The sequence below is a fragment of the Flavobacterium rhamnosi genome, assembly GCF_048286515.1.
GTDB lineage: Bacteria > Bacteroidota > Bacteroidia > Flavobacteriales > Flavobacteriaceae > Flavobacterium.
Genome location: NZ_JBLVPS010000003.1, coordinates 204,962 through 227,840, shown reverse-complemented (window position 1 = coordinate 227,840; position 22,879 = coordinate 204,962). Strand labels below are relative to the sequence as shown.

Genomic DNA, 22,879 nt, shown 5'->3' with positions numbered 1-22,879 from the left:
GATTGTAATTTTAGGAGTTAATTATTGGAAGTGAAACCGTAAAAGTAGTTCCTTTTCCAAATTCAGTATCAAAGGTAATCGTTCCTTTATAATTTTCGATAATGTTTTTAATAATACCAAGGCCAAGGCCCATTCCGCTACTTTTAGTGGTGAATTTTGGTTCGAATATGCGGCTGATATCTTTAGGTTGAATCCCTATTCCATTGTCCGCAACGGTAATGAGAACATTGTTTAAATCTTTTTTTACCGTTACAAGTATTGATTTTTCTTCTTGGTTTTCAGGAATGGACTGAATTGCATTTTTCATCAGATTCGTAATAATACGGATGAGTTGGGTTCGGTCTACTTTTGAAATGATTTCGGGAGAATCGCTTTGAAATGAGATATACTCTTCATTAAAAATATCCATCGCCAGTTCTACTACTTCAACCACATTCAAGGTCTCGTTTTGTTGTGCCGGCATCGAAGCAAAATTTGAAAAAGCAGATGCAACCGCATTCATCGTGTCAATTTGTTGTATCAGAGTTTCGGAGTAATCTTTCATCTTTTGCTTTATGTCCGCATCATTTGGATCAAATTTTCTTTGAAAACTCTGTACGGTTAGTCGCATTGGTGTAAGCGGATTCTTGATTTCATGTGCCACCTGTTTTGCCATTTCCCGCCAAGCTTCTTCCCGTTCACTCTGTGCCAGTTTTATAGCGCTTTTCTCCAATTCATCAACCATTCCGTTGTACGCTTTTATCAATAGATTAATCTCTTTGCTATTGGCTTCTAAAACGATTTTCTCGTTTTTTTGATACAAACTAGTCTCACTTAGTTTATCTGAAATTGTTTTTAAAGATTTTGTAATGTAGGAGGAAAGAAAATAAGCAACCGCAAAAGCTACAATCAGCATGAAGGAATACACTTGTCCCAATCGTATCAGGAAACTATTTAACTCATTTTTGTAAAAGCCGTCATCTTCAACATAGGGTAAATTCAAGATGCCAAGGGGCTTAAATTTGTCATCTTTTATCTGGCTATAAGAGGAACGGTTTTTTAATCCGTCAATAGTTTTAATATCAACATATCTTTTTTCAATAGAAGAACGCACTAATTTCAGAATGTATTTTGGGATAGAAGGCGACACTTTATCTACTGAAAAGGATTCTTTAGATGATTTTAATAGTTTTCCTTCTAAGCTGTAAATGTTGATCTCAATATTGTGAATCTGTGCTAATTCATGAATTTTATCCTTAAAAATTAAATCTAAATTTGCGGATGTTAACGGGTAAGTTGTAGTGGAAAGCACATAGTTTATGTGTTGTTTTACGGCATTTTCATTTCGTTCCAAACGCTCTTGGTGGTATTCTTTCGCTTCATTTTTAAATTGAATAATGGAAATGGACGCCAATAATATAGAAGCCATAATAATCAATACGATCATGGAAAGGAAAATCCTAATCCGTAATGAAAGCATTGATAGTTTGAAGCTGTTGAACATAATTAAGATTGATTTCTTTCTCTAATTTTTTTATAAAATTTAAACCCGAGCATAATTAAAATTGAAAAGAGAAAAATTCCAGTTACGCCGTAAATCCAATTGACTGCATTTTTTAAAATTACTAAAAAAACTACTGCAAAAAGAATAATGGTTGCACCTTCGTTCCACAATCGCATGAAATTTGTTGAATATTTTACTTCGTCGTTTTGCAATTGTTTAAATATTTGATGGCATTTACCATGATATAAATACAACACAAATACAAAGCCAAGTTTTACGTGCATCCAAGGCATTTGCATCCAAGATCTGCCCAAATCAGTAAAAAACAACATCCAAAAAGCAAAAATACTCGCTAAAATTGCCGATGGCCACGTGATAATATACCACAGACGATAAGTCATTATTTTGTATTGTTTTTGTAAAATTTCTTTTTCAGGAGATGGTTTTTGTGCCGCTTCAATCTGGTAAACAAACAATCGAACAATATAAAATAATCCTGCAAACCATGTGATTACAAAGATGAGGTGTAAAGATTTAAGGTAATTATAATAGTCCATCTGTAGTTTTGATCAATTTTATATTTATTTCTTTTTTTAGAAAATATCCTGTAAGAACCGTTGATAAAATGTCGGCAATCGGGAAAGCAATCCATACTCCAAAAATACCTAAAAAATTTGGTAGAATCAGCACTAAAGGAATTAGGAAAAATCCCTGTTTGCTTAATGTCAGAAGCAATGCTTTTTTTGCTTTTCCCACCGCCTGAAAGTAAGCCGCACCAATCAACTGAATCGCTATAATTGGCGAAGCTGCAAAAACCCAGCGTAAAGCTTCCGGAGTTTGCGCGATTACTATTGGATCTGTAGTGAAGATTGCTACGATTGGTTTGGCAAAAATTAAAATAACCACAAAAATCAGGGTAGCTAAAATACCAGCATATTTTATCGAAAGCAGAACGCTTTCTTTGACTCTTTCATAATTTTCAGCACCATAATTAAAGCCCGCAATAGGTAGAAACCCCTGTGTAATGCCTAGAATTGGAAACAAAGCAAACATCAACATTCGGCTGATAATTCCATAGATAGCCACAGAATGTTCGCCACCATAAGTATATAAAGTATGATTCAGGATTATGGATAAGATACTCACGACTCCTTGTCTCGAAAAAGTAACAAAACTCAACTCAGAAATTTCTTTGATAACAGGCATGTTAAATTTGAAATGCCTTGCTTTTAGTCTTAATTCACTTTTAAAAACAAAAAACCAGAGTACAAATAAGAAACAGGTAAAATAGGATATGGCTGTAGCTAAAGCAGCGCCAAACATCCCTAAATTCAGGTATTTAATAAATATAATATCCAATAAAATATTGACAAAAGCGGGAATGATCATAGAAACCATCGCAAATTTGGCCTTGCCTTCCGCTCGAATTACGTTGTTTCCCATCATGCAAAGGGCCAAAAATGGAACGCTTATAATTATCGGAAAGAAAAATTCACTTGCAGGCTGCATAATTGCTCCTTTGGCACCAAAAAGCAGCAGCATTTCTTCGCTGAAAAAAATACCAAATAATACAAAAACAGATGCCAATAGAAAAGTCATCATGATTTGGTTACCAAAAGTGTGCAATGCTTTTTCCTTGCGATTGGCTCCTAAAGCTCTGGAAAGAACAGAGCCTCCGCCAACGCCAATTGCCATTCCTAAAGAAGAAATCAAAAAGGTAATAGGTAATACTACGGTTACTGCTGCGATGGCTAAGGAACCAATCCATTGTCCTACAAATATAGTGTCGATTACAATATTTACCGACATGAATAAAATTCCAATAGATGACGGAACCGCTTGTTTTATCAAGAGTTTTTTGATGTCTTGTGTTCCTAATTCATCGGCAGTAGCTGCCATTTAAGCGTTTGTTTTTTCTGAAGCAGCTTTAATGGACGAGGATACATTGGACCAATTTGTAATCCAATTACTCACGGTTTTACACCAATCGTCGCTGTCGTTTAAACAAGGAATTGCTAAAAATTTTTCACCACCATGTTCTTTAAACTGATGATTGGCTTCCATGGCGATTTCTTCTAAAGTCTCCAAACAGTCCGATACGAAAGCAGGTGTTACAACAGCTAAGTTTTTAATTCCTTTTTCGGGCATTTTGTTCACTTCGACATCAGTATAAGGTGTTAACCATTTGTCTCCTGCCAATCGTGATTGAAATGTCTGGCTGTATTTTCCTTCTGGAATCCCAAGTAATTTTACAACTTGTTTTGTAGTTTCATAACATTGGTGACGGTAACAAAATTCATGTGCAGGTGAAGGTGTGTTGCAACAAGAGCCGTCAATTTTACAATGTGATTTTGTGATATCTGTCTTGCGAATGTGACGCTCCGGAATTCCATGATATGAAAATAATAAATGATCATAATCAAAACCTTCTAAATGTCCTTTTATGGAGTCGGATAAGTTTTTTATATAATCAGGTTTATTATAAAAGGCAGGAACGATAGTAAATTTCATCTCCGGGAAGTGTTTTTTACGCAGTTCTTCGGCTAATTCTAAAATGGTCGTAGTGGAAGCCATAGCATGCTGTGGATACAATGGAAAAAGCAATACTTCATTCACTCCTTTATCATGTAATTCCTGTAAACCAGATAGTAAAGATGGATTTCCATAACGCATCGCTAAGGAAACCGGAATGTCAACTAACTGCTTTACTTTCTCGTGCATTCTTTTGGAGATAACCACAAGAGGAGAACCTTCGTCCCACCATATTTTTGCGTAAGCGGCAGCAGATTTCTTAGGTCTTGTTTGTAAAATTATTCCCCGCACTAATAATGCTCGTAACAAAAATGGAACGTCAATTACGTATTTGTCCATTAAAAATTCATCTAAATACGGTTTAACATCTTTAGGGGTTGGACTTTCCGGAGAACCTAAATTAACTAATAATACACCTTTCATCTTATCTTTTTTTGTTGGTACAAAAGTAAATAAACTTACTTTTTTATAAATTGCGATTAACTATTATTTATTGTTTAATATAAGAAATCAATTCTTTACTGCATATTTGGATTTATCGACATCAAATATTTTTTAGGCGTGGTAGCAAATTTCTTTTTAAATGCCGCTATAAAGTGACTTCCGGTGCTGTATCCAATTTTTAAGCCCACTTCGTTTACATTATAGGAGCCGCTGTCCAATAATTTTCGTGCAAAATCCATTTTGTAGTCAAATAAAAATCCATAAACGGTATCGCCATAAATTTGTTTGAAACCCATTTTTAGTTTCTTTAAATTCAAACCTATTTCATCGGCTAATTCTTGTAATCCTGGTGGTTCGGCCATATTGGCAATAATGATTTCTTTGGCTTTTCTGATTTTTATCACATTATCCTCATCGATTAAAAATGGACATTGTTCTGCATTTGGATCTTCAGTTCGGTTGAAGTACAAACTCAACAATTCGTATCCTTTTCCTTTGTAGTACAAGTTTTTTATGGACGGATGTAAGTTGTAATGAAACAGTTGCGACAAGACAATTGCCATGGAAGGACTGATGTTGCCTTCGTTATAATATTTTTTATCTTTATTATCTGCACTTAAAAAAGTAATGTAATCTGCTTCAGTCGAAAACAAGGCATGAAATTTTTTGATGGAAATAATTACAGAAATGACCCAGGAATTTGGTGCTAACTCCAGATTTAAAGGCAATTCTTTTTGTGGATTGTATAAAAGTAATGATTTTTCTTCTTTCAATTCCAAAGCATAATTACCTTGGTTAAAAATGAATTTGGCTTTTCCTTTTATTCCAAAGTGAAACTGAATCAAACCGCTCCCCACTTCGCGTTGTGCATTAAAAGTCTCAACACTGTCATTTTGAAAACGAATGAGGGTAAAATCATCTTCTATTTTTATAATTTCCTGAGAACCCATAGCGACATTTTTAAATTAAAAATATGATAATTATCAGCAAGTGTTGTTTAGAACCGCTCTAAATAGCCGGTATGCAATTACTTGATTTCACTACAAAAATAGAGATTTTTAGATTAAAATAGGCGATTAGAAATAAAAAACATACAGCGACACAAAAAGCACTTCTAGCGTTACTTTTATAAAAACTATAGTGATAATTTTGTTTCACTTTCTGGAAAAGTGCAAATATGGAAAACAAGAACACATCAAAGCATCATTATTTTTACTCCGTTGGGTTGAGCTATAAAAAAGCAGATGCTGAGATTAGAGGGAAGTTTAGTTTAGATGCTGCTGCAAAAACGCGGTTACTAGAACAAGCTAAGACTGAAGGAATAGAGAGTTTAATAGTTACTTCTACCTGTAATCGTACGGAAATTTACGGTTTCGCAGAGCACCCATTTCAATTAATCAAATTAATTTGTGAGAATAGTCAAGGTTCTGTTGAAGCATTTCAAAAAGTTGGTTTTGTTTATAAAAATCAAGAAGCCATCAGCCATATGTTTCGAGTAGGAACCGGTTTGGACAGTCAAATTTTGGGTGATTTCGAAATTATTGCTCAAATAAAATCCAGTTTTTCGCAGTCAAAATCTTTGGGTTTAGCCAATACTTTTATGGAAAGATTGGTCAATGCAGTTATTCAAGCCAGTAAAAAAATCAAAACCGATACAGAGATTAGTTCAGGAGCTACTTCTGTTTCTTTTGCCGCGGTTCAGTATATTATTAAAAATGTAGAAGACATTGGGAATAAAAATATTCTATTGTTTGGTACTGGAAAAATTGGTAGAAATACCTGTGAAAATTTAGTAAAACATACTAAAAACGAGCACATTACTTTAATCAACAGAACTAAATCTAAAGCGGAGAAGCTAGCCGGAAAATTGAATTTAGTCGTGAAAGATTATTCGGAACTGCATCTTGAATTGCAAAAAGCAGATGTTGTTGTGGTGGCCACTGGTGCTCAAAATCCAACGGTTGACAAAGCGATTCTGAATTTAAAGAAACCGCTTTTGATTTTGGATTTATCCATCCCGAAAAATGTGAATAAAGATGTGGAAGAAATTCAAAATGTTACACTAATTCACATGGATTATTTATCTCAAATAACAGATGAAACTTTAGAAAACAGAAAAAAACATATTCCTGCTGCGGAAGCAATAATTGAAGAAATAAAGGAAGAATTTATTACTTGGACCAAAGGCAGAAAATTTGCTCCGACAATAAATGCTTTGAAAGCAAAATTGAATGCAATTAAAAATTCAGAATTGGATTTCCAAAGTAAGAAAATCTCTAATTTCAATGAAGAGCAAGCCGAAATTATAAGTGCAAGAATTATCCAAAAAATAACGACGCACTTTGCCAACCATTTGAAAGACGATGATACCATGGTCGATGAAAGTATCGAATGGATTGAGAAAGTATTCAAAATTGGAACTACCACAAAATAATGGATAAAATTATAAGAATAGGGACTCGAGATAGTGAACTCGCCCTTTGGCAAGCCCATACTGTCGAAAAAAAACTAAATGATTTAGGGTATAAAACCGAAATTATAGCTGTAAAATCACAAGGGGATATCATTCTTGACAAACCACTTTATGAATTAGGAATCACAGGAATTTTTACTAAAACACTTGATATTGCTATGGTCAATGGTCAAGTGGATATTGCGGTGCATTCTATGAAAGATGTTCCTACTGCATTGCCAATAGGAATTGTTCAAGCCGCAGTTTTGGAAAGAGCAAATTTTTTGGATATTTTGATACACAAAGGAAACCTTGATTTTCTTACTGGAGAAGGGACTGTTGCGACAGGAAGTTTGCGTCGCCAGGCACAATGGTTGCATAAATATCCGAATCATAAGACTGTCGATCTGCGTGGAAACGTAAATACCAGAATGCAAAAGTTTCAGGAAAGCGATTGGAAAGGAGCTATTTTTGCAGCAGCTGGATTGGAAAGAATCAACCTGAAGCCCGAAAACAATATTAATTTAGATTGGATGATTCCGGCGCCCGCTCAAGGTGCAATGGTCATTGTTGCTATGGCAAATGATGATTTTTGCAGAGAAGCGGTTTCTCAACTCAACGATATTGAAACTGAAGTTTGTACCCATATTGAAAGACAATTTTTAAAAACCTTGGAAGGAGGTTGTACCGCACCGATTGGTGCTTTAGCAATTTTTGAAGAAGACACTATTATATTTAAGGGGGTTTTGTTCTCTGTTGATGGAAAAGAAAAAATTGAGGTAAATAAAACGGTCCCGTTAGAAGAATGGAAAAAATTAGGATTTACATTGGCTCAGGAAATTCTGGAGAATGGCGGAACTGAATTAATGCGATCCATTAAAGAAACATTGAAAAAATAATTTTATTGACCCTTTTAAAGTTTAAATTCTGAAAGGGTTTACAACATATATATGAGTAAACAAGTTCAAATATTATCGACAAAAATACTTTCGAACATTCAAAAACAAGAATTAGTCAAAGCTAATTTTGATGTCATTGAAGCCGATTTTATTCATACTGAAAATCAACCTTTCGAGCTAAACGAAATCAATGATAATTTAATTTTGACCAGTCAGAATGCGGCTCAAAGTTTGTTACTTCATCCTAAGTGCGAAGAATTAAAAACAAAAAATGTTTTTTGTGTTGGATTGAAAACCAAGATTTTATTGTCGGAAAGTGGCTTTAACGTCATTGCTTATACAGGTTATGCAGCAGATTTGGCAGAAATAATCACTTTGATTTACGCCAAGGAAAGCTACACTTTTTTCAGCGGGAATTTGCGAAAAGAAACCTTGCCAAAAGCTTTGAAAGAAGCTAAGATAAAGTTCAATGAAATTCAGGTTTACGAAACGTCTTTGACACCTCAAAAAATAAAAACGGCAGTTGATGCCATTTTGTTTTTTAGTCCATCAGGTGTGGAAAGTTATTTGAAAGAAAATAAAATTAAAAGCGAACTCTGCTTTTGTATCGGAACAACTACAGCCGAGGCATTGGACAAAACGACTAAAAATATTATAGTTGCCGATCAGCCGTCTATTGAAGATGTGATTGAAGATGTACTTGAAGAATATAAATAATTTTTAGCCAAAGCACAAGATTAAGAATGTAAAGCGCTTAAAGCCTAAAGACTAAATAAAAATGATAAAGAACGACCTATTTTTAAAAGCATTAAAAGGAGAAACTGTACAACGTCCACCGGTTTGGATGATGCGTCAAGCAGGAAGATATTTACCTGAATTCATCGCTCTGCGTGATAAATATGACTTCTTCACTCGTTGTCAAACTCCAGAATTAGCCGCTGAAATCACTGTACAGCCGATAAGAAGAATAGCTCCGGATGTTGCGATTTTGTTTTCGGATATATTAGTAATTCCACAAGCGATGGGAATTGAAGTCCTGATGAAAGAAAATTTCGGTCCGTTTTTACCAAATCCTATTCGTACGATTCAAGATGTTGAGAAAGTAATTGTTCCCGATATTGAGGAGACCTTGGGGTATGTGATGGATGCTATCAAATTGACTAAAGAAATGTTGAATGATGAGGTGCCGTTAATAGGTTTTGCAGGTTCACCCTGGACTATTTTCTGCTATGCAGTAGAAGGAAAAGGTTCTAAGAGCTTTGATATGGCTAAAGGATTTTGTTTCACACATCCAGAAGCTGCTCACGTTTTACTACAAAAAATTACCGACACCACTATTTTATATTTGAAAGAAAAAGTAAAAGCCGGAGTTGATGCGGTTCAGATTTTTGATTCATGGGGCGGAATGCTTTCACCAGTTGATTATCAGGAATTCTCTTGGAAATACATTAACCAAATCGTTGAAGCTTTGGCAGATGAAACCCATGTAATCGTTTTTGGAAAAGGATGTTGGTTTGCGCTTGGTGAAATGGGAAAAAGCAGAGCATCCGCACTTGGAGTAGACTGGACTTGTTCTCCAAGAAATGCAAGATATTTGTCAGGTGGAAATATCACGCTTCAAGGAAATTTTGATCCTTCAAGATTGTTATCACCCATTCCAACAATTAAAAAAATGGTACATGAAATGATTGACGAATTCGGAAAAGACAAATACATCGTGAATTTAGGTCACGGAATTTTACCAAATATCCCTGTGGATCACGCTAAAGCGTTTATTGATGCGGTGAAAGAATACAATCAATAAGATTTAACAATGCTAAATAAAGGACTGAGAGACCAAGAAAGTGTACGAATAGACAATGTTCTAAAGACTTTGCTTTCTATAGTGTTTGTGCCTAAGTTTTGGGATTTAGAAGATAAAATAAATATAGAAGATCAATTGAAAGACTTTGGATTAAGTATTCAAAGTCTGATTGATTTTAGTGAAAAAGACTTCATTACGCATTTATTGCGTTGTCATTTGGATTGGAATCAGCTTGAGCAGTTTGCTGATTTTTTAATTAAAAGTTCAAAGGAGAATCCGTTTGATTTCTCGGAGAAAGCGATTGCCATTTACAATTATGTTCAGCAGGAAAGCAAAACGTTTTCGTTTGAGATCAATAGTAAAATAACTGCTGCAAAAGCAAATTTATAATGAAAGAACAATTTTACTCGTACATACAGAATCTTCAAGATCAAATCTGCAAAGGCTTGGAAACAGTTGAAGGTCAGGCCAAATTTCGTGAAGATCTTTGGGACAGACCAGAAGGTGGTGGTGGAAGAACACGCGTAATCGAAAATGGAAATGTTTTCGAAAAAGGTGGAGTTAATATTTCGGCAGTTCATGGAAAATTACCCGAAGCCATGCAAAAAATGTTTAATGTAGGCGAAGCTGATTTTTTTGCGTGCGGACTGAGTTTGGTATTGCATCCAAAAAGTCCAATGGTGCCTACGGTTCATGCCAATTGGCGTTATTTCGAAATGTATGATGATAAAGGAAATATAATCCAGCAATGGTTTGGCGGAGGACAAGACCTAACGCCGTATTATCTGTTTGAAGAAGATGCAATTCATTTTCATCAAACGTGTAAAACGGCTTGTGACAAACACAATCCCGCGTTTTATCCAAAATATAAAAAACAATGTGACGCCTATTTTTGGAATGCGCATCGTAATGAAGCACGAGGAATTGGAGGATTGTTTTTCGATTATTGCAAAGTAAATGAAGGAATGTCAATGCAAGATTGGTTCAATTTCGTTTCAGAAGTGGGAAATAGTTTCCTTGAAGCTTACGTCCCAATTGTAGAAAAAAGAAAACACTTATCGTATACTTCAGAACAAAGAACGTGGCAAGAAATCCGACGTGGTCGTTATGTGGAGTTTAATTTGGTTCACGACAAAGGCACTTTGTTTGGTCTTAAAACCAACGGAAGGATAGAAAGTATCCTAATGAGTTTGCCTCCACATGTACAATGGGTGTACAATCATAATCCAGAAACGGGTAGCGAAGAAGAAAAATTAGTAGATGTATTAGCAAATCCAAAAAACTGGATTGTATAATGATGAATGCTGGTTGCTGATATAAATCAAGTCAGTAATCGTTAATCAAAAATCAAAAATCATATGTTCCCATTACACAGAGGCAGAAGATTAAGAACAAACGAATCGATCAGAAGTTTAGTTCGTGAAACAAGTTTAAGTCCATCGGACTTTATGTTCCCTATGTTTATTGCAGAAGGCGCAAATGTAAAAGTAGAAATTGCTTCCATGCCTGGAATATTTCGTCGTTCTATAGATTTAACCGTAAAGGAGGTCAAGGAACTATTTGATTTAGGAATTCGTGCAGTAAATATTTATGTAAAAGTAGGTGAGAATCTTAAAGACAATACTGGAAAAGAAGCTTGGAACAAAGACGGATTAATGCAGAATGCAATTCGTGCCATTAAAGTCGCTTGTCCGGAAATGATTGTAATGCCCGATGTGGCTTTGGATCCCTATTCCATTTATGGTCATGACGGAATTATTTCAAATGGTGATGTAGAAAATGATTCAACCAATGAAGCCTTGATAAAAATGGCCGTTTCACATGCCGAAGCGGGTGCTGATTTTGTAGCGCCATCTGATATGATGGACGGACGTGTGTTGCGTTTGCGTGAAGGTTTAGATGCTGCAGGTTATCATAACGTAGGTATCATGAGTTATTCTGCCAAATATGCCTCTGCATTTTACGGACCGTTCCGTGATGCATTGGACAGTGCGCCTGTTGATGCCACTGAAATCCCAAAAGATAAAAAAACGTACCAAATGGATTATGCTAATCGTATCGAGGCAATCAAAGAAGCGTTATGGGATGTGGAAGAAGGTGCAGATATGGTCATGGTAAAGCCAGGAATTGCCTATTTAGATATCGTTCGTGAGGTTAAAAATGCAGTAAATGTTCCCGTAACCGTGTATCATGTTTCAGGAGAATATGCGATGATTAAAGCTGCTGCCGAAAGAGGTTGGCTAGATCATGATAAAATTATGATGGAACAATTAATGTGTATCAAAAGGGCAGGAGCAAGTTTGATTTCAACTTATTTTGCTAAAGAAGCTGCGATACTTTTAAAGAAGTAAAACTTATATTTTTTTGTTTCTAATAATTTTTAACTCGTTTTTTTATTTTAATGTCAAAAAATAAATTATTTTTGAAAAAACTATAAAACAAAAAAACTAAAATGAAAAAAGTATTAATAATTGCAATTGCATTTTTAGCTTTTTCTTGTAAGAAGCAAGAAGCGGAACCAACAGAAAAACAAGCGGAACCTGAAGCCACAGTCTCAGAAGGAATGCAAGAAGAAATTCAAACACCCGAACAATTAGGGGAGGCCCTTTTTAAAGGAAAAGGAACCTGTGCTTCTTGTCATAAAGTTGATGCAAAACTAATTGGCCCAAGTACACAGGACATTGCGAAAATTTACAAAGAGAAAAATGGTAACATCGTCGCTTTTCTAAGAGGGGAAAGTGAACCTATTGTAGATCCGGCTCAATTTGACTTGATGAAACCAAATATTGTCCTTACAAAAACATTTACAGAAGAAGAATTAAAAGGATTAGAGGCATATCTTTATTCAACTGTGAAATAGATATTATTCAGACGCTAACCCGTTATCATTTCAATTCGATAGAAAGAAAAGGATTTTTTCTTCTATCGGGACCAAAAAACAAAAGCCATTCGCGGAGACGAATGGCTTTTGTTTTTAAATAGTTTTCAAGTATTTAGTTCTTTGTTGACTTAGTGCTTCCTTATCAAAGTATGGAGTTAAATTAATTATATTTATCAAATGGAAATAGCGTACATGAAAACCCCTTTAGGAATCGCAACTATTATTGGAGATGAAAACGGGGTTTCAGTAATCTCGGTTGCTGATGAAGGAGTCGTTTCAATTGTCATTCCTGTTGTTTTGCAAGAAGCGGTTTGTCAACTCAACGATTATTTTGAAGGAAAAAGAGTAGACTTCGATTTTGTACTCAATCCAAAAGGAACTGATTTTCAACAAAAGGTGTGGAAAGGATTATTGGAAATCCCTTTCGGGAAAACCATGTCTTATATGGATTTGTCTAAAAAATTAGGCGATGTGAAAGCTATTAGAGCTGTGGCTTCCGCCAATGGGAAAAATCCGTTATGGATCGTTATTCCCTGTCACAGGGTAATTGGAACAGACGGTTCTCTAACGGGCTACGCTGGTGGATTATGGCGAAAGAAATGGTTGTTGGAACACGAATTTCCAACGATGCAACAAAGCTTATTTTAATTTTAGAAAGTCAAGATCTAAGAAGTCCCATTTATGATAGATAAAATCCACCTCAATAATATTCTTTTTTTCGATATAGAAACTGTTCCGGAAGCAGCTGATTTCAATGATTTAGATACCGAAATGAAAGATCTTTGGGAGCAAAAAACACAATTTCAGCGAAAAGACGAATATACTCCGGAAGATTTTTATGACCGAGCCGGAATTTGGGCCGAGTTTGGAAAGATTGTTTGTATTTCGGTTGGCTATTTTACGATTAAAGGCGACATTCGAAATTTTCGGGTGACTTCCTTTTTTGGTGAAGAGAAGAAAATCTTGGCGGATTTTATCAATCTGCTGAACAATCATTTCAATCAGCCCCAACACGTTTTGTGTGGTCATAATGCGAAGGAATTCGATATTCCATTCATTGCTCGGCGCATGATTATTAATCAGATCGCCATCCCTAACAAACTGAATTTATTTGGAAAAAAACCATGGGAAATCCCACATTTAGATACATTGGAGTTATGGAAATTCGGAGATTATAAGCATTATACATCTTTAAAATTGATGTGTAAAGTGCTCGGAATCCCTTCTCCAAAAGGCGATATTGATGGCAGCCAGGTGGGACATGTTTTTTATGTTGAAAACGATATTGATAGAATTGTAACATATTGTGAAAAAGATACGATTGCCGTAGCACAGATTTTCCTTCGACTGCGTCGGGAAGAATTGCTGGTTGAAGACGAGATTATTCATATTTAGCTTCTCAATACCCAAACAGGCTTCAAAACCGCGACTGGGTTTGTTAATAAATAATTACATTTACAAAAATTATAGATTATGGTATTAAGTAGATTTTGGTTGGCTATTTTTATTTCTTCAATAGTGTTTGTAGTCATCAGTTTGTTTTCGGGAGATAGTTACACCATTGATTACATATTAAATGGTAAAAAAGACGACCCAATTTTGCTGTCTGAAAAATATATAGAACAAATCCCTGCTTTCATCAAAGACAGTATTAAAAAAGCACCAGACCAAACTATGGTAATCAATAGGGACACCTTAAATGCCGATACTACTTATGTATATAAAAGTCAGACTGTAAAAATATATAGCGGTGTTCAAAAGTCAGATGGATTATTGCCTACCTGTAAGAGCAGCTTGCTGGATTTAATTATTCCGTTAATTGCATATTTAGCTTTCTTTTGTGGTTTGATGCAATTGCTTATAGACTCTGGGGCAGCTGAAAAACTGGCTAAGAAACTGAGTCCTGTTTTTGTAAAAGTCTTTCCGACGGTACCTAAAAATCATGAATCAATCTCCTATATGACCTTGAATTTTGCGGCTAATTTTCTAGGATTGGACTCTGCTGCTACTCCTTTTGGGCTAAAGGCGATGGAGAGTTTACAAACCATTAATCCCGAGAAAGATAAAGCCAGTGATGCGCAAATCATGTTTATGTGTTTGCATGCTGCCGGTTTAACTTTAATACCAACCTCTATAATAGGGTATCGCGCCGCTGAAAACGCTGCGAATCCTGCCGATGTTATGCTCCCCTGTATTTTGACTTCGTTCATAGGAACTATTGCTGCGTTTTTAATCGTTGGTATTAGGCAAAAAATCAATTTCAAAAGTGCTTCCTTAATTGGTGCCTTAATGATTATTGTTGCAGCTATTGTTGGTTTATTATTTTATATAAATGGTTTGGACTTAATTGGGAAGAACTTTTTCACTTCAAACCTTTCTGGGTTAATGTTGGTCGGAATTATTGGGTTTACATTAGTGTTTTCTTTAATACATGAGAAAAAATTTGTAGCAATCAATACCACTATTTTTGATGCGTTTGTAACTGGAGCTAATAATGGTTTAAAAACTGGAGTAATTATTTTTCCTTATGTTTTAGGGATGTTGGTTGCCATTTCATTATTTAGAAACAGTGGTTTATTTGAGATTATCAGCAATGGTATTTCTTTCGTTTTTTCTAATATTGGCGTGAGCAAAGAAATCACGGATGCTTTACCAGTAGCGTTATTACGTCCGTTTAGCTCTGGTGGATCACGAGGTTTCATGATTGATTCTATGCGTACTTTTGGACCGGATTCGTTTACAGGCAGGTTGAGCTCGATTTTCCAATGCAGTGCTGAAACTACTTTTTACGTAATTGCAGTTTATTTTGGTTCTATAAAAATTAAAAACACTCGTTACGTTCTTGGTACGATGCTTTTGGTGGATTTAATATGTGTTATTACAGCTATTTTTGTAGCGACTTGGTTCTTTTAGGAAGCAAGCTTAAGCTATATTTGATAACCATTCTAAAAAAAAGAAGCCTCACAATTTTGAATTATGAGGCTTCTTTTTTGACTTAATCTAAATGGTATTACTTCTTGCTAGATGTTTTAACGTTGGTTTCTTGGCAATTAGTATATGTCTTTATCTTTTAAGTTTCAAAACCAAAAAGAAGAGAATTATAGATTAAGCAATAATCATTTCAGGAATTTCACCTTCAATAATTAAATCAGCTTCAGTAGAAGCGATGATATGTTCTACGGTTACACCTGGTGCACGTTCTAAAAGTTTGAACCCATTTGGAGTTATTTCTAAAACGGCCAATTCTGTAACTACTTTTTTTACGCAACCCACACCTGTAAGCGGTAAAGTGCATCTTTTTAATATTTTTGACTCTCCGATTTTATTGACGTGCATCATAGCAACAATAATATTTTCTGCGGAAGCGACTAAATCCATGGCGCCACCCATTCCTTTGACCATTTTACCTGGAATTTTCCAATTGGCGATATCGCCGTTTTCAGCTACTTCCATAGCACCTAGAATTGTCAAATCAACATGTTGTCCGCGAATCATACCGAAACTAAGAGCCGAATCGAAAAAGGACGCGCCCGGCAAGGTGGTAATGGTTTGTTTTCCGGCATTAATTATGTCTGCGTCTTCTTCTCCTTCAAAAGGGAACGGTCCCATGCCCAGGACGCCATTTTCGCTTTGAAATTCAACGTCAATTCCTTGCGGTATATAATTTGCGACTAATGTTGGGATTCCTATTCCGAGATTCACGAAATAGCGATCCTTCAATTCTTGTGCGATTCTCTTTGCGATGCCTATTTTATCCAATGCCATGATTACGCTTTTTTTCTGGTTGTACGTTGCTCAATTCTTTTCTCGTATTTCTCTCCTTGAAAGATACGTTGTACGAATATACCGGGAATATGGATTTGGTTTGGGTTTAAAGTTCCCGCTTCTACCAATTCTTCTACTTCAGCTACAGTTATTTTTGCAGCTCCGGCCATGCAGGGATTGAAATTTCTTGCTGTTCCTTTGAAAATTAAATTTCCAGCAGTATCGCCTTTCCATGCTTTTACAATTGCAAAATCAGCTTTGAAAGCTAGTTCCATAACATGCATTTTTCCATTGAATTCGCGTGCTTCTTTCCCTTCAGCGACTTCCGTCCCATAACCTGCGGGTGTGAAAAAAGCTGGAATTCCAGCTTGTGCGGCACGACAACGCTCTGCTAAAGTCCCTTGAGGAATAAGTTCAACATCTAGTTCACCAGAAAGCATTTGGCGTTCAAATTCCGCATTTTCTCCTACATAAGAAGAAATCATTTTTTTGATTTGACGTTTTTGTAAAAGCAATCCAAGTCCGAAATCATCTACACCAGCATTGTTGGAAATACACGTTAAATCTTTTTTTTCTTTTTTTACTAATTCGGAAATGCAGTTTTCTGGAATACCGCATAATCCAAAACCGCCAAGCATGATAGTCATCCCATTTTCAATTCCTTGAAGGGCGTCATGAACATTGTTTACTTTTTTGTTGATCATAAATTAGGCTATTTGTCGAATTTTAATTTAGAGAAGAATTAAGTCTGGATGAGGATTACAGGAATTTAATTTCGAGAACGAAGGTCATAGCCGGGAGCACTTCACTTGATTTTTATTCTCGTTGAAGTTCAGTATACTTCGTTTGAAGCGACATCCCTTTAGTCTCATTTTTTAACGAGACTAAAAGATATAGCATATAGCTGGATTAGCTATAAAAATTTTACAATTCAAATTCTTCGGTATCCTCTTCTACAGCTGTAGTATCTTTTACTTTTGGAGCTGAATAACAGTCTACTTTTATAGAAAGGTTTGCAGGTCGTTCAAAAGATTCTTTAGAGACTTTAAGTGCTGGATCAGCATAGCAAAGTTTCATAAAATAGCCCCAAACTGGCAAAGCTGCTGTGGCTCCTTGACCATAAGTGATGCTTTTGAAACGAGCAGAACGGTCCTCACAGCCTACCCAAACTCCAGTTACAAGATTAGGAACCATTCCCATAAACCAACCATCAGACTGGTTCTGTGTGGTGCCTGTTTTTCCTGCAATAGGGTTTCTAAACTGATATGGATAGCCAGTCCAGCGGTCATCTCCACTACCGCCGCCAGTGGTACGCAAACGATCTCCTGAGCCACCTTCGGTTACACCTTCCAGCAATTTTATAACTGCATAAGCGATATCTTTATTTAAAACATCATGTGATTCTGGTATTGGCTCATAGATTATGACCCCACTTTTATCTTCAATTTTTGATATAAACTGAGGTTTCATATAAACACCCTGATTGGCAAAGGTACTGTAAGCTGCTACCATGTCTTCAACTGTTATTTCAACCGCACCTAAAGCAATGGAAGGTTGGTTTACAATTTCAGATTTCACCCCTAATTTATGTGTTAAATCGATTACTGCCTCCGGACCAACTTTGTCGATTAGTTTTGCTGATATAGTATTTATGGAGTTGGCCAAACCTCGTTTCAAGGTGACCATTCCGCGATATCTGTTATCAGAGTTTCTAGGCTCCCAATCTTCGGTAACATTATGACGTCCTTTTCTTATTACGAAAGGTCCATCAATAATCGAGTCACATGGAGACATATTTAATTGTTCGATAGCTGTCGCGTAAACAAAAGGTTTGAAGGTTGATCCTACTTGTCTTGCTCCTTGACCTACGTGGTCGTATTGAAAATATTTGTAATTAATACCGCCAACCCACGCTTTTACATTACCGGTTTGTGGCTCCATTGCCATCAATCCAGATTGTAGAAAGTGTTTGTAATAGCGGATAGAATCCAATGGAGTCATGATGGTATCTTTCTCTCCTTTCCAAGAAAAGACAGTCATTTTTGCTTTTTCGCTAAACGATTTTATAATTTCTTCATCACTTTTATCCAAGGATTTCATCACTGCCCATCGGCTGGAGGATTTCATTGCCTGATTCAGAATTCGTTGTGTTTCTACAGAAGAAATATTAACAAAAGGGGCATTTTTATTACCCTTAGATTGTTTGAAAAACTCTTCTTGAAGGTTTGCCATGTGGGCTGTAACAGCTTCTTCAGCATGCAACTGCATTCTGGAATCAATGGTAGTGTAGATTTTTAAACCGTCTTTGTAGATGTCATAATCAGAGCCATCCGGTTTTTTATTTTCTTCGGCCCATTTTTTCATGTAATCGCGTAAATATTCTCTGAAATATGTAGCGGTTCCTTCTTTGTGTGTTTCTAATTTAAAGTTTAATTTAATCGGTAAACTTTGTAATTTCTCTTTTTCTTCCGTAGTTATTATTTTTCCTTTTTCCATTTGCGAAAGCACCACGTTTCTACGATTTTTTACACCTTGTGGGTTTCTTACTGGATTATATAGACCGGAGTTTTTAAACATCCCAACTAATATAGCCGATTCACTGATTGTTAAATCTTTTGGTTCTTTGGAAAAATAGGTTTTTGCTGCAGAACTTACTCCAACAGAATTATTACCAAAATCATAAACGTTACAATACATTGCAATGATTTCGTTTTTAGTGTATTGTCTTTCTAGTCGGATAGCAATAATCCATTCTTTTATTTTTTGTACAATTCTAAAAGGTAAAAATTTTGAACCCTCTCCGTGAAATAATTGTTTGGCTAATTGCTGTGTTAATGTGCTGGCTCCACCGCTCGTACCTAAACTCGAAATGGCTCTCAGCGTTCCTCTTCCGTCGATACCGGAGTGTTCGTAAAAACGTGCGTCTTCAGTAGCTATTAATGCTTGCACCAGGTTTTTAGGTAAATCCGAATATCGTAATTGAGACCTGTTTTTTTCAAAATACTTACCCAGGACCACTCCGTCAGCCGAGATGATTTCTGTAGCCAAATTGGAATCTGGATTTTCTAAATCTTCAAAAGAGGGCATCGAACCGAAGATTCCCCATGAAGCAAACAAGAAAAACAAACCGATACTTCCTAAGCCAATAAAGAATATTTTCCAAAATTTCTTTTTGTAGTAAGTTATATCTTTATCAATGCTTTTTGTCTGATTGTTATTTTTTCTGATAGCCATAATACTTTATACTTTCTTAATCTTTTTTTTCTATTCTAAAACCTACTTCTGTAATTCCGTCCAAAAGCACTACACCTGGAACTTTTCCAGTCTCTCTAACAGCTTGTTTTATATGGACTTTGTATTTTCCTCTGAATTTTACATTTTCTTTGTAATACAGTTTACTTTCTTTTATGTCGGAAAATCCGTTACCTAATAACGCCCCTTCTGGATCTGCCATTTGGTACTCGAGTGTATCCACCTTTGTAAAGCCATTTGGTAATTCTAAAGCTACAATTAGAAATAGATTGTTGTACTGATAATTGTTATTGGCTCTCAAATTCACAAATAAATTGTATCGTTTTGTTGAGTCTAATTCCGGTAAATTGAAAGTTACAATACTGTCTTTATGCCATTCACTCCCAACAGATTTATATTCGTCAAACGCTCTTTTTTTATCACACGAACAAAAGAGAATTACAATTAAAAGAAGTAAAGCGCTATTTTTTATCCACATTTTTAGTAATAATTATTGGTTTTCTTGGCTCCGCTGGTTTTTTGTCATTTGGAGTCTGACGGTTATTATTATTATTATTATTATTTGCAGACTTGTTGTTTGCTACAATTGCATTTTCAGCGGCCGGTTTGCGTTTTTTATTCTGTTTTTTCTTTGGTTTTGGCTGGTCAAAACGAGTTAAGCTTTCCTGGCCCATTGCGTTATTGAAGTTTTTCTCAGGTTCTACAATAATTTCTATTGCAAAATCTTCCAGTGAAGAAACTTTATTTTTTAGTTTGTTTTCTGCTACAATTTCTTTGACCTGATCAATTTTTAAAACATGCCAATTGGCAAAATTATTGGTATAAGCAAACCACATTAGTCCTTTAAAAATGTCTTGTTTTTGACAAATGGCATCTCCTTTTTCTGTTACTAATTTTGTTTCGAAATCAGGAAAATCTTTCAATGCATCCATGTAAGTGTCTAACTCATAGTTCAGGCAGCATTTTAATTTTCCGCATTGTCCTGCAAGTTTTTGTGGATTCAATGATAGTTGTTGGTAACGAGCCGCAGAGGTATTTACACTTCTAAAATCAGTTAACCAGGTGGAGCAACACAACTCTCTTCCGCAAGAACCAATTCCGCCTAAACGAGCCGCTTCCTGACGGAAACCTACTTGTTTCATTTCGATTCTGGTACTGAATTCTTTTGCGAAATCTTTAATCAAAGCACGAAAGTCAATACGATCATTTGCTGTGTAGTAAAAAGTAGCTTTTGATCCGTCACCTTGAAATTCGATATCTGAAATTTTCATTTCCAGTTTTTGGGCAATCGCAAGTTCACGAGCACGAACTTTCATAGGCTCTTCTTTATCTCTTGCCGCTGACCAAATATCGATATCTTTTTGGGATGCTTTTCTATAGATTTTAGGAACGTCGTTGCTTAAATGATTGACTCCTTTTTTCTTCATTTGAATTTTTACTAATTCACCAGTCAAGGTTACAATTCCTATGTCGTGTCCTGGTGAAGCAACGGTGGCGACAATGTCACCCATACTCAATGTTAATTTTTCAGTATTGCGATAAAATTCTTTTCTTCCGTTTTTAAAACGTACTTCTACACAGTCAAAAGGAGCGTCGCCATTAGGTAAACTCATATTGGAAAGCCAATCGAAAACGGTTAATTTATTGCAGCTATCGGTGCCGCAAGTCCCATTATTTTTACAACCCTTAGGTGCGCCACCATCAGAAGTTGAACAACTTGTACATGCCATAATTTTATATATAGTGTTGTGACTCGCACAACTTAAGTTCTTAAACGATTAATGTGTAAAGATAGTATTTTTTAATTTTACGGAACAACGCATAAAAGCACCAATAAATCATAAATTTTTAATAAAAAAACCCATTACAGTTTGGTTTGTAATGGGTTAATTTCGATACTGTTTTTACCTTGTTTTTAATCTAAAATTTTATACAATTTGTCAGATAATCTGATTCTGAATGGCAGCTTAAAAGTACACGTGTCTCCAGAAACGGCTTTTTCTAAAGCCAAATCGTTAACAAACATATTTTCAATAGTCATTGTTTGTTCTCCAGTTGTAGAACCTTTGATCAAAATAGTGTCACCAATTTTAATTTCGTTTTCTTCAATGATAAATTGGCCAATACTTGGTTTTGGAAAAAAATGGGTTCCTTTTCCAATATAAATTTTCTTGACTTTTTGTTCTTTTTTAAGGGCTGCTTTTGTTTTGTCTGCAACGTAAATACCATGCGTTTCTTCGTTATTTTTAAAGGTCAAAACGTCTGATTTTCCTTTTTTGAAAATCTTATTTCCATTTTTAATTCCCCTTCGTATGGCTTTTTGTTCTTCTTCCGGCAAATGAATTACACTCACGCATTCTGTAGAACAGCAGCCTTCCATTTTTGCTGCACAAGACTCACATTGGATGAAAAGTAAATGGCAACCTTCATTCACGCAATTGGTATGTATGTCACAAGGTGCTCCACATTGGTGACATTGTGAGACAATATCGTCAGTGATTCTTTCGCCCAGACGATGATCGAATACAAAGTTCTTGCCGATGAATTTACTTTCAAGACCTTCAGCTTTTACTTGTCTGGTATATTCAATAATTCCACCTTCTAATTGGTAAACATTTTCAAAACCTTTATGTTTGAAATAAGCGCTGGCTTTTTCACAACGAATTCCTCCGGTGCAATACATCAGTAATTTTTTGTCTTGTTTGTGCTGCGCTAATTGATCTTCGATAATTGGTAATGATTCTCGAAAAGTGTCAACATCTGGTTTTATGGCTTGGGTAAAATGCCCAATTTCACTTTCGTAATGATTTCGCATATCGACCACAATGGTATCTGGGTCGTCCAAAAGGTCATTGAATTCCTTCGCTTTTAGGTGAATCCCGATATTGGTTACATCAAAAGTTTCATCAGCTAAACCATCAGCCACAATCTTATCACGGACTTTTACAGTCAGTTTTAGAAACGAATGATCGTCTTGTTCCACGGCGATATTCAAACGGATAGCTTTCATAAAATCATAGACTTCGATGGAATCTTTAAACGCGTAAAAATTATCAGCAGGAAGTGATAATTGGGCGTTGATTCCCTCATTGGCTACATAAATTCTACCAAGAACTTCAAGAGAATTCCAAGCAAGAAATAATTCGTTACGGAATTGTGTTGGATCTGAGATTTGCGCATAAGCATAGAAAGACAGCGTAAGACGTTGTTTTCCGGCATCATCAATCATGATGGCTCTTTCTTCTGCGCTTAATGTGTTGTACAGTTGCATGCTATAAACAGTTTTAAGTTGAGAAATTTATTTTCGATAAAATTGTCAAGAAAATTTTCTTGAACGGTGCAAAAGTAAGGATTAATTTGAAAATGA

22 protein-coding genes are annotated in these 22,879 nt (G+C 35.6%); 11 read left to right on the top strand and 11 right to left on the bottom strand.

What is annotated here, in order from left to right; genetic code table 11:
- Positions 1-10: 10 nt before the first annotated feature.
- The 5 genes from ACNQGN_RS03860 to ACNQGN_RS03840 form a co-directional block, all read right to left on the bottom strand.
- Positions 11-1,426 carry a sensor histidine kinase gene (locus tag ACNQGN_RS03860; RefSeq protein WP_417986626.1) on the bottom strand — a complete coding sequence of 472 codons (1,416 nt, stop codon included), beginning with the start codon at positions 1,424-1,426 and terminating at the stop codon, positions 11-13.
- A 59-nt stretch (positions 1,427-1,485) separates the two neighbouring features.
- Positions 1,486-2,040: a CopD family protein gene (locus ACNQGN_RS03855; protein WP_417986536.1), complete on the bottom strand. Its 555-nt coding sequence runs from the start codon at positions 2,038-2,040 to the stop codon at positions 1,486-1,488.
- Positions 2,027-3,382: an MATE family efflux transporter gene (locus tag ACNQGN_RS03850; protein WP_417986535.1), complete on the bottom strand. Its 1,356-nt coding sequence runs from the start codon at positions 3,380-3,382 to the stop codon at positions 2,027-2,029. The genes ACNQGN_RS03855 and ACNQGN_RS03850 overlap by 14 nt, the downstream gene beginning before the upstream one ends.
- The gene (hemH, locus tag ACNQGN_RS03845; RefSeq protein ID WP_417986534.1) at positions 3,383-4,438 is read right to left on the bottom strand and encodes a ferrochelatase; all 1,056 of its coding nucleotides are present in this window, start codon (positions 4,436-4,438) and stop codon (positions 3,383-3,385) included.
- Between the two features lie 95 nt (positions 4,439-4,533).
- A complete protein-coding gene (locus ACNQGN_RS03840) occupies positions 4,534-5,409 on the bottom strand; it encodes an AraC family transcriptional regulator (RefSeq protein ID WP_417986533.1) in 876 nt (291 codons plus the stop codon).
- A 227-nt stretch (positions 5,410-5,636) separates the two neighbouring features.
- On the opposite strand from ACNQGN_RS03840, the gene hemA reads away from it, so the two are divergent.
- From hemA to ACNQGN_RS03785, 11 genes are all read left to right on the top strand, one after another.
- On the top strand, positions 5,637-6,893 hold the full coding sequence (hemA, locus tag ACNQGN_RS03835) for a glutamyl-tRNA reductase (protein ID WP_417986532.1): 1,257 nt from the start codon (positions 5,637-5,639) through the stop codon (positions 6,891-6,893).
- Positions 6,893-7,810, top strand: coding sequence for a hydroxymethylbilane synthase (hemC, locus tag ACNQGN_RS03830; protein WP_417986531.1), 918 nt, complete (start codon positions 6,893-6,895; stop codon positions 7,808-7,810). The genes hemA and hemC overlap by 1 nt, the downstream gene beginning before the upstream one ends.
- 51 nt (positions 7,811-7,861) lie before the next feature.
- Positions 7,862-8,527 (top strand): uroporphyrinogen-III synthase, encoded by a 666-nt coding sequence (locus tag ACNQGN_RS03825; protein ID WP_417986530.1) that lies wholly within the window; start codon positions 7,862-7,864, stop codon positions 8,525-8,527.
- 61 nt (positions 8,528-8,588) lie between these two features.
- Complete coding sequence (gene hemE / locus ACNQGN_RS03820; RefSeq protein ID WP_417986529.1) at positions 8,589-9,614, top strand: uroporphyrinogen decarboxylase; 1,026 nt, start codon at positions 8,589-8,591, stop codon at positions 9,612-9,614.
- Positions 9,615-9,623: 9 nt separating this feature from the next.
- Positions 9,624-10,004 (top strand): hypothetical protein, encoded by a 381-nt coding sequence (locus tag ACNQGN_RS03815; protein ID WP_417986528.1) that lies wholly within the window; start codon positions 9,624-9,626, stop codon positions 10,002-10,004.
- The gene (hemF, locus tag ACNQGN_RS03810; RefSeq protein WP_417986527.1) at positions 10,004-10,909 is read left to right on the top strand and encodes an oxygen-dependent coproporphyrinogen oxidase; all 906 of its coding nucleotides are present in this window, start codon (positions 10,004-10,006) and stop codon (positions 10,907-10,909) included. The genes ACNQGN_RS03815 and hemF overlap by 1 nt, the downstream gene beginning before the upstream one ends.
- Positions 10,910-10,972: 63 nt before the next feature.
- The gene (gene hemB, locus ACNQGN_RS03805; RefSeq protein WP_417986526.1) at positions 10,973-11,965 is read left to right on the top strand and encodes a porphobilinogen synthase; all 993 of its coding nucleotides are present in this window, start codon (positions 10,973-10,975) and stop codon (positions 11,963-11,965) included.
- A gap of 101 nt (positions 11,966-12,066) precedes the next feature.
- Positions 12,067-12,474: a c-type cytochrome gene (locus ACNQGN_RS03800; protein WP_417986525.1), complete on the top strand. Its 408-nt coding sequence runs from the start codon at positions 12,067-12,069 to the stop codon at positions 12,472-12,474.
- 198 nt (positions 12,475-12,672) lie between these two features.
- Positions 12,673-13,143 carry a methylated-DNA--[protein]-cysteine S-methyltransferase gene (locus ACNQGN_RS03795; protein ID WP_417986524.1) on the top strand — a complete coding sequence of 157 codons (471 nt, stop codon included), beginning with the start codon at positions 12,673-12,675 and terminating at the stop codon, positions 13,141-13,143.
- 33 nt (positions 13,144-13,176) lie between these two features.
- The gene (locus ACNQGN_RS03790; protein ID WP_417986523.1) at positions 13,177-13,890 is read left to right on the top strand and encodes a 3'-5' exonuclease; all 714 of its coding nucleotides are present in this window, start codon (positions 13,177-13,179) and stop codon (positions 13,888-13,890) included.
- 78 nt (positions 13,891-13,968) lie between these two features.
- Entirely contained in the window at positions 13,969-15,408 is a 1,440-nt protein-coding gene (locus tag ACNQGN_RS03785; protein ID WP_417986522.1) for a nucleoside recognition domain-containing protein, read from the top strand.
- Positions 15,409-15,600: 192 nt separating this feature from the next.
- On the opposite strand, the gene ACNQGN_RS03780 is transcribed toward ACNQGN_RS03785, so the two are convergent.
- From ACNQGN_RS03780 to trhO, 6 genes are all read right to left on the bottom strand, one after another.
- Entirely contained in the window at positions 15,601-16,260 is a 660-nt protein-coding gene (locus ACNQGN_RS03780) for a CoA transferase subunit B (protein WP_417986521.1), read from the bottom strand.
- Positions 16,261-16,262: 2 nt separating this feature from the next.
- Positions 16,263-16,964: a CoA transferase subunit A gene (locus tag ACNQGN_RS03775; protein ID WP_417986520.1), complete on the bottom strand. Its 702-nt coding sequence runs from the start codon at positions 16,962-16,964 to the stop codon at positions 16,263-16,265.
- A 220-nt stretch (positions 16,965-17,184) separates the two neighbouring features.
- On the bottom strand, positions 17,185-19,494 hold the full coding sequence (locus tag ACNQGN_RS03770; protein WP_417986519.1) for a penicillin-binding protein 1A: 2,310 nt from the start codon (positions 19,492-19,494) through the stop codon (positions 17,185-17,187).
- A gap of 16 nt (positions 19,495-19,510) precedes the next feature.
- A complete protein-coding gene (locus ACNQGN_RS03765; RefSeq protein WP_417986518.1) occupies positions 19,511-19,990 on the bottom strand; it encodes a gliding motility lipoprotein GldH in 480 nt (159 codons plus the stop codon).
- The gene (locus ACNQGN_RS03760; RefSeq protein WP_417986517.1) at positions 19,974-21,242 is read right to left on the bottom strand and encodes a PSP1 domain-containing protein; all 1,269 of its coding nucleotides are present in this window, start codon (positions 21,240-21,242) and stop codon (positions 19,974-19,976) included. The genes ACNQGN_RS03765 and ACNQGN_RS03760 overlap by 17 nt, the downstream gene beginning before the upstream one ends.
- Before the next feature lie 185 nt (positions 21,243-21,427).
- Positions 21,428-22,783, bottom strand: a complete 1,356-nt coding sequence (trhO, locus tag ACNQGN_RS03755) for an oxygen-dependent tRNA uridine(34) hydroxylase TrhO (protein ID WP_417986516.1) — start codon at positions 22,781-22,783, stop codon at positions 21,428-21,430.
- Between the last annotated feature and the right edge of the window lie 96 nt (positions 22,784-22,879).

What these genes read in the sequence shown, in the direction of transcription:
- ACNQGN_RS03860 (WP_417986626.1), bottom strand. Translation starts at nt 1,426, where the DNA reads ATGATCGTATTGATTATTATGGCTTCTATATTATTGGCGTCCATTTCC.
- ACNQGN_RS03855 (WP_417986536.1), bottom strand. Translation starts at nt 2,040, where the DNA reads ATGGACTATTATAATTACCTTAAATCTTTACACCTCATCTTTGTAATC.
- ACNQGN_RS03850 (WP_417986535.1), bottom strand. Translation starts at nt 3,382, where the DNA reads ATGGCAGCTACTGCCGATGAATTAGGAACACAAGACATCAAAAAACTC.
- hemH (WP_417986534.1), bottom strand. Translation starts at nt 4,438, where the DNA reads ATGAAAGGTGTATTATTAGTTAATTTAGGTTCTCCGGAAAGTCCAACC.
- ACNQGN_RS03840 (WP_417986533.1), bottom strand. Translation starts at nt 5,409, where the DNA reads ATGGGTTCTCAGGAAATTATAAAAATAGAAGATGATTTTACCCTCATT.
- hemA (WP_417986532.1), top strand. Translation starts at nt 5,637, where the DNA reads ATGGAAAACAAGAACACATCAAAGCATCATTATTTTTACTCCGTTGGG.
- hemC (WP_417986531.1), top strand. Translation starts at nt 6,893, where the DNA reads ATGGATAAAATTATAAGAATAGGGACTCGAGATAGTGAACTCGCCCTT.
- ACNQGN_RS03825 (WP_417986530.1), top strand. Translation starts at nt 7,862, where the DNA reads ATGAGTAAACAAGTTCAAATATTATCGACAAAAATACTTTCGAACATT.
- hemE (WP_417986529.1), top strand. Translation starts at nt 8,589, where the DNA reads ATGATAAAGAACGACCTATTTTTAAAAGCATTAAAAGGAGAAACTGTA.
- ACNQGN_RS03815 (WP_417986528.1), top strand. Translation starts at nt 9,624, where the DNA reads ATGCTAAATAAAGGACTGAGAGACCAAGAAAGTGTACGAATAGACAAT.
- hemF (WP_417986527.1), top strand. Translation starts at nt 10,004, where the DNA reads ATGAAAGAACAATTTTACTCGTACATACAGAATCTTCAAGATCAAATC.
- hemB (WP_417986526.1), top strand. Translation starts at nt 10,973, where the DNA reads ATGTTCCCATTACACAGAGGCAGAAGATTAAGAACAAACGAATCGATC.
- ACNQGN_RS03800 (WP_417986525.1), top strand. Translation starts at nt 12,067, where the DNA reads ATGAAAAAAGTATTAATAATTGCAATTGCATTTTTAGCTTTTTCTTGT.
- ACNQGN_RS03795 (WP_417986524.1), top strand. Translation starts at nt 12,673, where the DNA reads ATGGAAATAGCGTACATGAAAACCCCTTTAGGAATCGCAACTATTATT.
- ACNQGN_RS03790 (WP_417986523.1), top strand. Translation starts at nt 13,177, where the DNA reads ATGATAGATAAAATCCACCTCAATAATATTCTTTTTTTCGATATAGAA.
- ACNQGN_RS03785 (WP_417986522.1), top strand. Translation starts at nt 13,969, where the DNA reads ATGGTATTAAGTAGATTTTGGTTGGCTATTTTTATTTCTTCAATAGTG.
- ACNQGN_RS03780 (WP_417986521.1), bottom strand. Translation starts at nt 16,260, where the DNA reads ATGGCATTGGATAAAATAGGCATCGCAAAGAGAATCGCACAAGAATTG.
- ACNQGN_RS03775 (WP_417986520.1), bottom strand. Translation starts at nt 16,964, where the DNA reads ATGATCAACAAAAAAGTAAACAATGTTCATGACGCCCTTCAAGGAATT.
- ACNQGN_RS03770 (WP_417986519.1), bottom strand. Translation starts at nt 19,494, where the DNA reads ATGGCTATCAGAAAAAATAACAATCAGACAAAAAGCATTGATAAAGAT.
- ACNQGN_RS03765 (WP_417986518.1), bottom strand. Translation starts at nt 19,990, where the DNA reads ATGTGGATAAAAAATAGCGCTTTACTTCTTTTAATTGTAATTCTCTTT.
- ACNQGN_RS03760 (WP_417986517.1), bottom strand. Translation starts at nt 21,242, where the DNA reads ATGGCATGTACAAGTTGTTCAACTTCTGATGGTGGCGCACCTAAGGGT.
- trhO (WP_417986516.1), bottom strand. Translation starts at nt 22,783, where the DNA reads ATGCAACTGTACAACACATTAAGCGCAGAAGAAAGAGCCATCATGATT.